The sequence below is a fragment of the Peribacillus sp. NPDC097895 genome, assembly GCF_050277555.1.
Lineage (GTDB): Bacteria > Bacillota > Bacilli > Bacillales > DSM-1321 > Peribacillus.
This window is the reverse complement of record NZ_JBNNSH010000003.1, coordinates 204,240-217,275: the sequence shown is the minus strand read 5'-3', so window position 1 is coordinate 217,275 and position 13,036 is coordinate 204,240. Positions and strand designations below refer to the sequence as shown.

At 42.5% G+C, this 13,036-nt stretch carries 11 protein-coding genes; 9 read left to right on the top strand and 2 right to left on the bottom strand.

All coding sequences use genetic code 11. From position 1 onward, the window contains the following. Positions 1 to 16 precede the first annotated feature (16 nt). The gene (locus tag ACQKMH_RS17350; protein ID WP_427588722.1) at positions 17 to 493 is read right to left on the bottom strand and encodes a DUF1641 domain-containing protein; all 477 of its coding nucleotides are present in this window, start codon (positions 491 to 493) and stop codon (positions 17 to 19) included. A 19-nt stretch (positions 494 to 512) separates the two neighbouring features. Then, positions 513 to 3,452, bottom strand: a complete 2,940-nt coding sequence (fdhF, locus tag ACQKMH_RS17345) for a formate dehydrogenase subunit alpha (RefSeq protein WP_427588721.1) — start codon at positions 3,450 to 3,452, stop codon at positions 513 to 515. A gap of 332 nt (positions 3,453 to 3,784) precedes the next feature. Here fdhF and ACQKMH_RS17340 point away from each other — a divergent pair, with 332 nt between their 5' ends. From ACQKMH_RS17340 to ACQKMH_RS17300, 9 genes are all read left to right on the top strand, one after another. Then, positions 3,785 to 4,147 carry a DUF2294 domain-containing protein gene (locus ACQKMH_RS17340; RefSeq protein WP_427588720.1) on the top strand — a complete coding sequence of 121 codons (363 nt, stop codon included), beginning with the start codon at positions 3,785 to 3,787 and terminating at the stop codon, positions 4,145 to 4,147. A gap of 85 nt (positions 4,148 to 4,232) precedes the next feature. After that, positions 4,233 to 5,015: a formate dehydrogenase accessory sulfurtransferase FdhD gene (fdhD, locus tag ACQKMH_RS17335; RefSeq protein ID WP_427589001.1), complete on the top strand. Its 783-nt coding sequence runs from the start codon at positions 4,233 to 4,235 to the stop codon at positions 5,013 to 5,015. Between the two features lie 159 nt (positions 5,016 to 5,174). After that, complete coding sequence (locus ACQKMH_RS17330) at positions 5,175 to 6,047, top strand: LysR family transcriptional regulator (protein WP_427588719.1); 873 nt, start codon at positions 5,175 to 5,177, stop codon at positions 6,045 to 6,047. Between the two features lie 152 nt (positions 6,048 to 6,199). Next, on the top strand, positions 6,200 to 7,126 hold the full coding sequence (locus ACQKMH_RS17325; protein ID WP_427589000.1) for an AEC family transporter: 927 nt from the start codon (positions 6,200 to 6,202) through the stop codon (positions 7,124 to 7,126). Between the two features lie 159 nt (positions 7,127 to 7,285). Further along, positions 7,286 to 8,311, top strand: coding sequence for a tripartite tricarboxylate transporter substrate binding protein (locus ACQKMH_RS17320; protein ID WP_427588718.1), 1,026 nt, complete (start codon positions 7,286 to 7,288; stop codon positions 8,309 to 8,311). A 57-nt stretch (positions 8,312 to 8,368) separates the two neighbouring features. Beyond that, complete coding sequence (locus tag ACQKMH_RS17315; RefSeq protein ID WP_427588717.1) at positions 8,369 to 8,824, top strand: tripartite tricarboxylate transporter TctB family protein; 456 nt, start codon at positions 8,369 to 8,371, stop codon at positions 8,822 to 8,824. An 18-nt stretch (positions 8,825 to 8,842) separates the two neighbouring features. Continuing rightward, entirely contained in the window at positions 8,843 to 10,369 is a 1,527-nt protein-coding gene (locus tag ACQKMH_RS17310; protein ID WP_427588716.1) for a tripartite tricarboxylate transporter permease, read from the top strand. Positions 10,370 to 10,451: 82 nt separating this feature from the next. Continuing rightward, a complete protein-coding gene (locus ACQKMH_RS17305) occupies positions 10,452 to 12,038 on the top strand; it encodes an ATP-binding protein (RefSeq protein ID WP_427588715.1) in 1,587 nt (528 codons plus the stop codon). Further along, positions 12,039 to 12,749 carry a response regulator gene (locus ACQKMH_RS17300; protein ID WP_427588714.1) on the top strand — a complete coding sequence of 237 codons (711 nt, stop codon included), beginning with the start codon at positions 12,039 to 12,041 and terminating at the stop codon, positions 12,747 to 12,749. Positions 12,750 to 13,036: the final 287 nt, after the last annotated feature.

Here is a 13,036-nt window from a genome sequence, read left to right as displayed (position 1 = left end):
AGAAAAGATTCCGATTCTATTCTTTCAATTCCTTACCCATTCCCTTTAGGAAGTGGACGCCAAAACCGATTGCCCGGTTTATGTCGGGATCATTCAACGTTTTCATTAAATCTAACACGCCGATTTTCTTATTGGCCTGGAGAAATTTGTTTCCTTCATCGATTCCCGCCAATGCACTGTTTAGCAGTTTCGTGGATTGTGCGGCATCGGCGTTCATCAAGGCTCCTGTTGCACCCATAAGGGTATTGATCAGGTTTGTTACGGGTTGTCTTGTGACTTGTTGAAGCGCGATTTTTGCAATTTGTTCTTTTCCTTGAAGCATGGAGGTCGCGGCTTCGAATACTCCTGAGTCATTCAGTTCATTGACAATTTTGAACATATTGTTTAACGCATCTTCATTATTGGTGATCAGCGTTTTTAGTTCTTCTAGTTTTTGTAGCTTTATTTCTTCCTCAGTAATGGGATTATGGATTTCCGTAATGGGAGCTGCCATGACCTTTTCACCCTCCTTGTTATTTATCCGTTAAGTGAACATACCCTGGACGAGCCCACTTACGTTCAACCTCGACACCATTTTGGGGATGACGTTTTTTATTCCGTGGGTTGGTACCAGGCAGTGGGATATCTCCGCTTGCACTTAATACTTCCATGCGTACCATCGTTTGTTTGTAAGCAGGAGTACTTGTACGGTTATCATACACAGGGCCTGTCAAGAAATTAATGGCTGAGTCTTTATCCACTGAGTTCATTGGCAAAAAAAGCTCATTTGCTTGTACTCGGTCTGTAATCAGAACCTTTACTTTAACCGCTCCGAATGGTGACGCCAAGCGAACAAGCCCGCCATCACTGACTTTACGCTCTTTTGCAAGCTCGGGAGAAACCTCAACGAATATATCAGGTACTTTAGATTGAATGCCCTTTGATTTATTCGTCATATTTCCTTCATGGAAATGTTCAAGCATACGTCCATTGTTGATATGAAGATCATATTCCTCTGGGAATTGAGCAGGTTCCACCCAATCAGATAGAGCAAAACGTGCTTTCTTATCAGGGAAGTTGAAGCCATCCACATAAAGAAGCGGCGTGCTGGTGCCATCATGGCTTCCCCATAAGAAGCTGTTCCAGCCTTCAAGAACTTCATAGTTCGCTCCACTGAATAGTGGAGACAGGCTTGCCATTTCCGCATAGATTTCACTAGGGTGATTGTAGTTCCAATCCGCTCCTAAGCGTTTAGCAATCTCTTGGGTGATCCACCAGTCTGCTTTAGCTTCTCCTGTAGTAGGCAGTGCTTGGTATAAACGCTGTACACGGCGCTCCGTATTGGTAAACGTTCCATCCTTTTCGAGAGATGGTACTCCTGGTAATACGACGTCTGCATATTGTGCGGTTCTGGAAAGGAAGATATCTTGAACAACAAAGAAATCCAAGCTTGATAATACGTTATGAACGTGGTTGGCATCAGAATCGACAAGTGCCATATCTTCACCGACAAGGTACATCGCTTTCATATCGCCTTTTTCAATTGCGTGAAGCATTTCGATATTGTTCATACCCGGTTTTCCATCAATTTTTACTCCATATGCTTTTTCGAATTTAGCCCGTGCTGCATCATCAGAAATATGCTGATATCCTGGAAGCCATGTTGGAAGGGTACCCATATCACAAGCTCCTTGTACATTGTTATGGCCGCGAAGTGGATACGCTCCAGCTCCTGGACGGCGGTAGTTTCCTGTAGCTAGTAAAAGGTTGGAAATTGCAGCGGAAGTATCGGAACCACCAGTGTTTTGTGTTACCCCCATTCCCCAAAGGATGCAAGTCCCGTCAGCATCACGAATCGTTTCAGCTACTTGAATTAGTGTTTCTTTTGAAATTCCTGTGTTTTGTTCTGCATATTCCAGAGTATATTTTTTAAGGATGTCTTTATAATCGTCGAAGAAATTCACATTTTCATTGATGAATTCTTGATCATGCCAGCCTTGATCGATCATGTATTTTGTAACGGCCATAAGCCATACTTGGTCCGTACCTTGCTTTGGTCTCATAAAGATATCAGAACGCTCTGCCATTTCGTTTTTCCGGAGATCTGAAACAATCAGTTTTTGACCATGAAGTTTATGTGCCCGCTTAACTCGTGTTGCTAATACCGGGTGGCCTTCTGCAGGGTTAGCCCCGACGATGATGACAAGTCCTGCCGCAGCGATATCTTTAATCGTGCCAGCATCTCCACCCATTCCGACTGTACGGAACAATCCGTCTGTTGCTGGTGATTGACAATAACGGGAGCAATTGTCGACGTTATTCGTCTCGAAAACTTGTCGTGCCAATTTTTGTATCACATAGTTTTCTTCATTCGTGATCTTGGATGAAGAAATGAAGCCGACTGAATTACCGCCGTGCTGTTGCTTGATCGAACTAAATCTTGAGGCAACCAAATCAAGTGCTTCATCCCAGCTTGATTCAACGAATTTCCCATTTTTACGAATCAGGGGCTTAGTCAAGCGTTTTTCGGAGTTTACGAAGTCCCAGCCGAATTTTCCTTTAACACATGTGGAAATGGCATTAACCGGGGCTTCATGAGTAGGTTGGACTTTAAGGATCTTACGGCCTTTTGTCCAAACTTCAAATGAGCAACCTACCCCACAGAACGTACAAACCGTTTTTGTTTTCTTCGTCCGTGTATCGCGCATTGCCGCTTCAATTTCCGATATGGCAAAAATTCCACTGTATCCAGGTTCCACTTCTTTAACAAGGTCAATCATGGGTTCAAGCATGTCGCTTTTCAAACCTGACATGAAACCGGCCTCACCCAGCATTGATTTTTCCATTAAAGCATTACAAGGACAAATGGTGACACACTGTCCGCAGCCTACACATGATGAGTTGTTGATTTCCGTTCCTTCATCCCAGATTACCCGAGGGCGATCTGCTTCCCAGTCGATGGAAAGTGTCTCATTGACCTGTAGATTTTGGCAGACTTCGACGCATTGACCGCATGCAATGCATTGATTGGCATCATAGCGGTAAAATGGATGGGACATATCGACGTCACCCAATTCCACTTTCGGTGTATAAGGATATTTTTGATGCTCGATTTCCATTAATTCTGCCGTGTTATGAAGTGTGCAATTTCCATTATTATTATCACATACTGTACAGTATAATGAATGATTTTCCAGGATCCGGTCCATTGCTTCGGTTTGGGCTTCTTTTGCCTTCCTTGAGTCCAAGGCTATATCCATGCCGCTCACTGCCACTGTCGAACATGATCGGACGAGCTTCCCGTCCACCTCGACGATACAAGTGTCACATGTTTGGATTGGATCCACTTCAGGGACATAACAAATTTGCGGATGGGCTATCTCATTTTGATTGATAACTTCAAGGATTGTTGATCCGTTTTTTGCCGTATGGTCAAACCCATTAATTTTTATAGTAATATGCGAATCGCTCATAATATCTCCCCCTTCTAGAGCTGAAAACACGTAAAAAAACCACCATGATTACACCTCCGGCTCTAAAACGGTTGTGTAAGTCATGGTGGAATAGTTTAATAGCAAAACTTGCCAATATACCAATCATACCATTATGTATAGGTATTGAAAAAGATAGGGACACAACAATACAATATTGCATACCCAACTTTCATCACTGATATTATACCTTTAATTCCAGAAAGAAACAATCCTGTATAAGAGCTGCAACTTCCAAATTTCTTTAGTTTTTTGTTGATTTATGATAAGACAATTAAGAAGAAGAAAATTCCTTGATTTGGAGTGAGGTTAATTTGTCAAAAGTAATTCATGAGTTCAATGATATGATCCGCAAGCTTCGCAAGGAACTATTCGGGAAAGGTCCGGAACGCATACACACGGTTTTCGTCGAAAATATGGCCGTTTCTACATTATATGGGAATTTGACTCCAACGGAAATGTTCATATCAAGATCAGAGGAAGGAAGGGATATGGTCCATTCTGCCCGAACCAAAATGATTCAGGATGTGTATTCAGAGAGTCCTCCTGATGGAATGGAAGAACTGATTGGAGCTAATCTGGTCCATTTGTTTACAGACATCAAAGTTAAAGAGAACATAGCGATTTCCGTATTCGTATTTGATAAGAATATAGCGGATAAACTAAACGGGCATTGACCGGGTATGGTAAATCGATGTTCCTTACCAATGGTCGATTGGCTCCTGGACATTAAAAAGGAGTGGAAGCGTGAAAGCGATTGAGATGAAGAGGGATATCATCCGGATTACCAAAGGCAACATGGAGCGAATGGAAGATACGATCGTAACGGAGTTTCCTGTTACAGTGAAAATAAATGGCCAGGAATTCGTTACGATGGTTTGCACACCGGAGTACATCGAAGATATGGTGATTGGCTATTTGGCTTCTGAAGGCATCATCAAAAGATATGAAGAGATAAAAGAAATCTGGGTCCAGGAAAAAGAGGGCTTTGTTCATGTGAAGACAGATAAAGTGAACCCTTACTACCAGGACTTTCAAAATAAGCGATATATTACGTCTTGCTGCGGGATGAGCAGACAAGGTTTCGTCTTTGTGAATGATGCGTTGACTGCCAAGAAAATGGATAATGTATCGGTAAAACTAACACCTGATGATTGCTTCCGCTTGATGAAGGACTTACAAAATTCTGCTGTCACGTTTCAGAATACGGGCGGAGTCCATAATGCTGCATTATGTGATGTCGATGGCCTCGTATTAAGCAGGATGGACATCGGGCGGCATAACGCCTTGGACAAAATATATGGTCATTGCTTGAAAAATGGTATTTCGATAGAAGGAAAAGCCATCGTGTTCAGTGGCAGGATTTCATCGGAAATTCTATTGAAAGTGGCGAAGATTGGCTGTGAACTGATACTCTCGAAATCCGCTCCAACGGAATTGGCTTTGGAGTTGGCAGAAGGATTGGGAATTACCACGGTCGGATTCATTCGTAATGATTCCATGAATATCTATACTTGCCCTGAGAGAATTCATTTAAATGAATGACTGAGCATCCCCCGCTTGAATGGGCAAGAGAATGCGATTATGGAAAGGTCCTTGCCTGCATGGTTGGGGCTTTTTTTACTTTGTAAAAGGATATATCCAACACCATTTATGGTAAGTTTAATAAAACAAACAGGAAAATCGGTATCAGGGGGAAGGGCTATGAATGAAAGGGATTGGCATATTTTAAAGGTGCTACACAAGCACAAAAATATTACTAAAACGGCGCAAAGTTTATATATCTCGCAACCTTCTTTAACGAAACGAATTCAACAAATGGAGAAGGAATTCAATTTAAAGATTGTTGAGCGGGGAACAAGAGGGGTCCAGTTCACCCCCCAAGGGGATTACTTGGCCATTTGTGCAGATGAGATGCTGATCAGGCTCCGGCAGATAAAAGAGACAGCGTTCAATATGGGACAGGAGATCAGTGGAACATTACGGTTGGGTGTGTCCAATTATATTACGCTGCATAAATTGCCCGGCCTTTTGAAATTATTTCGTGAGCGATATCCTAAAGTGGATTTCCATGTGACTACAGGTTGGAGCAAGGAAGTATTGAACCTCATTTACAAGGAAGAAGTCCATGTCGGGATTGTCAGGGGGGACTATCAATGGGCAGGATCAAGGCATCATCTTTTTGAGGAAACGATTTGTATTGCTTCCAAGGAAAAAATCGAAGTCCGGGACCTTCCCTCATTGCCGAGGATTGATTATGGGACAGATGCCCTTTTAAAAACAATGATCGATAATTGGTGGAGAGACAATTTTTCAGGGCCGCCTTTGGTAGGAATGGAAGTGGACAAAGGGGATACATGCAAAGAAATGGTCAAGAATGGGCTGGGATATGGAATCCTTCCTAGTGTTTTATTGGAGAAAGACCAAAATCTCCGTCAAATGGATTTGAAGGATAAGCAAGGAAATCTGCTTATTAGGAATACGTGGATGTTATATCATGAAAAGTCGCTGGAATTAAGGCTGGTAAAAGAGTTTGTCCAATTTGTCAAGGACGTCGATTTCATGAAGGATATTTAAAAAGGCACAGAAACTTCTGTGCTTTTTTTGTCATTCCATTTTTGAATCGTTAACGATAAATTTTTGGTATTTTAATTATGGGTTTCTCGGCATTATGATAGATGGGAGATGTAAATCAACGGAGGTTTGCCTAAGGAATGGAGAGTAGTCAAATGAGTGTCCTGTTTCTAATCGTATTGAATGTCATTGTGCCGGTCTTTTTCCTTATAGGGGCGGGGGCCATTCTTCATCGTAAATTCAACCTGGATATGAATACGTTATCTAAATTGAATCATTTCCTGCTCATGCCGGCCATTAGCTTTGTCAATATATATCATAGCAATATGGGTGGGGGAATGATCGTCCAGATATTTGGCTTCCTTGCTCTGCAAGCTGGAAGTCTCATCATAGTGAGTACAGTGATTGCCAAACTCGCCAAGTTTGATCAAAGTCTTTCTGCCACGTTTAAAAATAGTGTGGTCCTAAATAACTCAGCCAATTTCGGCCTCCCCGTCAGCCAGATGGTTTTTCATTCCAATCCTCTTGGTCTGTCAATCCAAGTCATCGTGATCATCTTTCAAAATCTATTGAGTTATACCTATGGATTGATGAATTCCGTTTCCGTCCATACAAAAAGTGCAAAGGGTGCCATGCGCGAGTTCTTGAAGAACCCCGTCATTTATGCTCTCTTGCTCGGTTTCCTATTACACGAGGCTTCTTTCGATATTCCTCTGTTTTTATGGACCCCAATTGATAATATCGCGAGTGCATTCATAGCCATTGCCCTGATTACATTGGGTGCACAGAGTGCTTACTTGAAAATAACCCATTTCCCGCTTCCGCTTATCCTTAGCTTGATTGGACGCTTAATACTCTCACCATCCATTGCATTCCTGATCATCCTCATGCTTGGTTTGGAGGGGACTGTGGCTCAAGGGTTATTTATCGCGAGCTCATTTCCAACATCAAGAAATAGCGCATTATTCGCTTTGGAGTATGGCAACCACCCGGAGTATGCGGCGCAGGCGGTCTTGATGTCCACTTTATTTAGCAGTATAACGGTAACGTTGGTCGTATATCTTTCAAAAATTCTATTCTAGTTGGACTGCTCTTAATGGGCAGTCTTTTTCCCCTTTTCCTGCTATAAAACTTTATGAACAATATGAAGATTATGGAATTTATGCAGTTTAGTTTAATAATTAAAGAAAAACAAGATATTTTTGTAGAATTAAGAAAACGCTTTCAAAAGGGGGATTCATATGTTTTCTCGTAAAAAGATTTCTGCGGTACTATTGGCAAGTTCGTTAGCTTTAAGTTTAGGTGCATGTGGCAGTAGTTCGGATACATCAGGCGAAAAGAAAGAAAGTACAGGTTATCCGAAAAAAGCCATAACGATCGTCGCTCCTTCGGGCGCAGGTGGAGGATGGGATTTAACAGCCCGTTCATTTACGAAGGTCTTAGGTGAGACAAAACTGGTGAACCAGCCTTTAACCGTCGAAAACAAACCTGGTGGCGGGGGTGCTGTCTTCATGGCGGATTATGCAACACAGCAAGCGGATAATAACGACATGCTTTTCGTGAACTCACCGCCTGTCATCATCAATAATCTTAAAAAAGAGGGCAACAGTCCATATGGATATAAAAATACGACTCCTTTGGCACAGCTGACAAGAGATTATGGAGCGATAGTGGTAAAGGAGGATTCTGAATTCAAGGATTTGAAATCCGTGTTGGAAGTGGTGAAGAAAGATCCGCGTAAGTTAACTTTTGCTGGAGGGTCGGCTCCGGGATCCATGGATCATTTGATTTCCATTCTTCCAGCATATGAATATGGATTGGATCCAACTAAGCTTAAATATGTCTCCTACGACGGCGGAGGGGAAGCGATTACGGCATTGCTTGGAGGGAATGCAGATGTAATCGGAACGGATGCCTCCAGCGTCAGGGAATTCTTAAAAGCAGGAAAGATCAGAGTGCTGGCCGTAACCTCGACGGAGCGTCTTGGTGGAGATCTGAAAGACATACCGACGGCAAAAGAGCAAGGGGTAGATGCGGAATTCACGATTTGGAGAGGCGTATTTGGACCTCAGAATATGTCTGAAGAGGCGAAAACATTTTGGGACAACTCCATTGCGAAGTTAGTAGAAACTTCTGAATGGAAGAAGGAAGTGGAAGTTCAAGGATGGGAACAAGAATATAAAAATAGTGAAGAATTCGGTAAGTTTTTAGAAGAACAGGAGAAACAAGTGCAGCAATTATTAGAAGCTTTAGGCATGGAAAAATAATGGGGAGGAAGGAGGTGCTTTCACCTTCTTCTTATTTTCTGAAATGGAGGGACCAGGATGGACGTGAAATTTGATCGCTTTGCATCTGTAGCCTTTCTGGCTGTTGGAGTGCTGTTTATGATAGGAAGCAGGAAGCTTGCCAGCTCGTCATATGGAAGTTCGGTAGGGCCGGATATTTTTCCATTTGTACTAGGACTTGTTCTTTCTGCTTTAAGTATACGCCTGTTCTATGAGGCATATCGGAGCAAGAGACAAGAATCGAGAAAGGAAAAGCTGGAGTATAAGCCGTTCATCATCATTTTTCTCTCAACCTTACTTTATATTTTGACATTGGAAACGATAGGGTATGTCATTACGACTTTTCTCTTTTTGTTTGTTTGCTTTCAAACGATGGAACGGAATAAATGGGTGACATCCCTCATCATTTCCGCAGGATTTTCCGGAATCATCTATTTCTTATTCGTGAATGTTTTAAAGGGAACACTGCCGGGTTGGCCAATCTGGTTTTCATAAGAGGAAGGGGGATGGGAAGTGGGAACTTTTGATTATTTATTACAAGGATTTGAAGCGGCACTTACTTGGTATAACATACTTTTTGCATTTGTCGGAGTATTGATCGGTACCGCTGTAGGCGTTTTGCCGGGAATCGGGCCGATGAGCGGTGTGGCTCTTTTAATTCCGGTAACCGCATCGATCACAGGCGGACTTCCACCGGAGCAAGCGGCGACCAGCGCCATCATTTTACTTGCAGGTGTTTATTATGGAGCAATGTATGGAGGGTCGACAACGTCCATTCTATTAAATACACCTGGCGAATCCTCTTCTGTCGTCACCACTTTGGATGGCTACCAAATGGCAAAGAAGGGCAGGGCGGGGAGTGCATTATCCATTTCAGCCATCGGTTCCTTCGTTGGAGGGATCGTCACCCTTATCGCCATGATTGCGTTAGCTCAGCCATTATCGACGATTGCCATTAAATTCGGGCCGGCTGAGTATTTTTCGCTCATGCTTCTAGGCCTTGCGGCTGTCAGTGGCCTGGCGGGGAAATCCGTAACCAAGGCACTGATCATGACCGTCTGCGGTTTGTTGATCGGGACGATAGGAATTGATAATGTATCCGGGATCGCCCGTTTTACCTTTGACCTTCCTTGGCTGTATCAAGGGATCGAATTCCTGACGATTGCAGTAGGTTTATTCGCCCTTGGAGAAGTTTTCAAGACGATATTGGAAAAAGAAGAGGACGATGGGGAAATTGCGAAGATCAATAATTTGATTCCTTCCAAAGAGGAGTTCAAGGAATCTGCTGGTCCCATTGCCCGGGGATCGCTTTTGGGCTTCTTTGTAGGAATCCTGCCAGGTGCAGGGGCGACTCTTGCTTCTTTCTTCTCATATCTTATGGAAAAACGCATTTCAAAAAAACCCGAGAAATTTGGTACGGGGGAGATTGCTGGGGTGGCCGGTCCTGAAACGGCCAATAATGCGGCGTCTGGCGGAGCGATGATTCCACTATTGACCCTGGGGATACCGGGTTCCGGTACAACAGCCATCTTAATGGGCGCGCTCATGATGTACAATGTTCAACCTGGTCCATTATTATTCGAAGATCACCCTCAGGTAGCTTGGGGACTGATCGCCAGTATGTTCATTGGGAATCTGATGCTCCTTATCCTTAATCTCCCGCTCGTTAAGGTTTTTGCGAAAATCATTGAAACGCCCAAGAAGTACTTGATTCCAATCATTATCGCGATTTCCATCTTTGGTGTATATGCCGTACAAGTATCCACTTATGATTTATTGCTATTATTAGGATGCGGGGTTTTGGGATATTTCTTGAGTAAAAATGATTACCCAATCGCGCCATTGGTATTGGGGTTGGTATTAGGACCGATGATAGAAAACAATATGCGCAGGGCCTTGACCATATCCGATGGGGATTACAGCTTGTTTTTCACTAGGCCGCTTTCACTTGCCTTCCTAATTATAACGGCACTATGGCTGCTCATTCCGGTATTACTTAAGAAACGAGGGAAAGATGTTGTCATCAATATAGAAGGTTAATGAATGACGTTTTCTGAATGTTTCGAAAAAACTCCTTTTTCAAAGGGGTTTTTTTTTATATGATGTAAGAAGAGGTGGTTGAATGCGTTTACATACTAAGCTGATGCTGGGCATCTGTACGTTAATCATCTTAATCGGTGGAATCTTTGAAGTTATTTTTATAAATATCCTGGAAAGTAACCTGAAGCAGGAAACAGGGGAAAAGGCATTATCGGTTGCCCAGACCATTTCTTTGCTGCCTGAAATTCACCAGGCTTTTCGAACGGATAATCCTTCTGTAATCATCCAGCCCATGGCAGAAAAAATTCGCAGGCAGATTGACGCGGAATTCATTGTTATAGGAGATGAGAATGAAAAGCGCCTGTCCCATCCTGATCCAAACTTGATTGGAAAGAAAATGGTAGGGGGAGATAACGCCGAGGTTTGGAATGGGAAATCCATCATCACGGAGTCAACCGGAACATTGGGTCCTTCCATAAGGGGGAAGTCCCCGATAATGGCAGACGGAAAAGTAATGGGGGTAGTTTCTGTCGGTTACCTTCAGAACGATATTGAAAAAGAAGTGTCCAGTATACAAAGAAAGATACTTTGGACCATTTCTTTTATTTTAATAGGCGGTTTATTAATAGCCTTCTTCATTTCCATAAATATAAAAAAGGCGATATTAGGGCTGGAGCCGAAAGAGATTGCTTGGATGTTTCAAGAGAAACATGCCATTTTGGAGTCGATTCATGAAGGAATCATCGCCATTGATGTACATGGGAAAATCACTGTTGTCAATGAGACTGCGCATAAATTCCTTCATATTCCTAAAGGTGTTGAGCTTCGCGGGAGAAAAATTGAAGAAGTCATTACACATACACATCTGCTTGATGTAGTCAGCACAGCACAGGCAGAATATGATCAGGAATTTATGATTGACGGTGAAATTTTTTTGGCTAGCCGCATTCCCATTCTAAATAAACACGGAGAAGTCATCGGCGCTGTCGCGAGTTTGAGGAATAAATCCGAACTATCCAACCTACTTCAGGAGCTTTCCCATGTAAAGGCGTATGCAGAGGGGTTAAGGGCGCAGACGCATGAATATTCCAATCGGCTCTATACTCTTCTTGGTCTGATTCAACTGGAGTCCTATAAAGAAGCGATAGATTTTATTTCGAAGGAAGTCGATGTTACCCAAGGGTTCATTCACTTTCTGATGAAGGAAGTGCCCGATCCGATTATTGCCGGGTTCATCTTAGGGAAAGTAAGTTTAGCCAGTGAGCTGAAAATTGATTTTACAGTTGATAGAGAGAGCAGTTTTAAAGATATTCCGTCGGAGATAAATCGTGATTTATTAGTGACGATCATCGGTAACCTGATCAACAATGCCTTCGAAGCTGTGAGGGAAAACAAAAGGGAGGAAAAAAAGGTATCGTTGTTCGTCACGGACTTAGGTAAAGAGTTGATCATTGAAGTGGAGGACAATGGAAAAGGGATGGATCCAGAAATTGCGGAACAAATTTTCCTAAACGGTTTTACGACGAAAAGCCATCAAACCAATTCAGGTATCGGCCTGAGCCTTGTTCAGGAAGCGATTGATGGATTGGGAGGATCCATCACTTTTTCAACGAAAGAAGCGGAATATACGATCTTTACTGTAGCCATACCAAAAAAAAGGGGTGATTAAATGAAAGCCGTTCGTGATATAGAAGTTTTAATCGTAGAAGATGATTTACGGATTGCCGAGATACAGAAGCTATTCATCGAAAAGATTGAGGGGTTTCAAACGATAGGGATTGCGTCAAGTTATGTCGAGGCCAAAAGCTTCATTGAAATCATGCAGCCGGATCTATTACTGCTCGATATGTATTTTCCGGATATGAATGGCCTCGATATCCTAAAAGAAATCAAGCAGCAAAGCAAACAAAGTGATGTCATTATGATAACGGCGGCAAAAGAGATCGAAAAAGTCCAGGAAGCCATCAAGATTGGCATATTTGATTATATAATCAAGCCTGTCGTATTTGAACGTTTCAAGCAGTCCCTACTTCGATATCAAGAGTATCACATGAAACTGTCTGAATTAGAAGAAGGCAATTTTCCCATGACGCAGCAACAGGTGGACAAGCTATTGCGAAAGGATGTGCATGGTAACAGGGAAGGAGAACAGATTTCACTGCCTAAAGGGATCGATAGAATGACTTTGGAGAAGGTGATGCTTGTATTGGGAAAAACATCAGTTGGGTTAACTGCAGAAATAGTGGCAAAGGAAATGGGCGTGAGCAGGACAACCGCTAGGCGCTATCTTGAACACTTAATGTCGGAGGAAAAAATTGAAGCGGATTTAACATATGGCACGGTAGGAAGGCCTGAACGGGTATATGCCGTCAAAATATAAATGGGTTCGCCGGATGGCGGATCTGTTTTTTTTTGGATCAAGTACATAGTCTGGCAGAGAATAGATGGGGGTTGATTCGAAATTTGTAGGGAATGTTACATGAGATTTTGAATGAATTTATTATTTTTTGAAGTGTAAAAATGATAAATGGGGAAAAAATACGTGTGAAAAGTGAAAGGGTAGACAAGTATATGACAATTGTCATGCCAGCTCATTGACGTTTATGACTACAGATGAACGGTGATTATTCCTATACTTAAGGAAGTAAGAGAGTGTCATTAAACACA

Coding starts and splice junctions, on each gene's coding strand:
- ACQKMH_RS17350 (WP_427588722.1), bottom strand. CDS start 493: ATGGCAGCTCCCATTACGGAAATCCATAATCCCATTACTGAGGAAGAA.
- fdhF (WP_427588721.1), bottom strand. CDS start 3,452: ATGAGCGATTCGCATATTACTATAAAAATTAATGGGTTTGACCATACG.
- fdhD (WP_427589001.1), top strand. CDS start 4,233: ATGAAGAGGGATATCATCCGGATTACCAAAGGCAACATGGAGCGAATG.
- ACQKMH_RS17330 (WP_427588719.1), top strand. CDS start 5,175: ATGAATGAAAGGGATTGGCATATTTTAAAGGTGCTACACAAGCACAAA.
- ACQKMH_RS17325 (WP_427589000.1), top strand. CDS start 6,200: ATGAGTGTCCTGTTTCTAATCGTATTGAATGTCATTGTGCCGGTCTTT.
- ACQKMH_RS17320 (WP_427588718.1), top strand. CDS start 7,286: ATGTTTTCTCGTAAAAAGATTTCTGCGGTACTATTGGCAAGTTCGTTA.
- ACQKMH_RS17315 (WP_427588717.1), top strand. CDS start 8,369: ATGGACGTGAAATTTGATCGCTTTGCATCTGTAGCCTTTCTGGCTGTT.
- ACQKMH_RS17305 (WP_427588715.1), top strand. CDS start 10,452: ATGCGTTTACATACTAAGCTGATGCTGGGCATCTGTACGTTAATCATC.
- ACQKMH_RS17300 (WP_427588714.1), top strand. CDS start 12,039: ATGAAAGCCGTTCGTGATATAGAAGTTTTAATCGTAGAAGATGATTTA.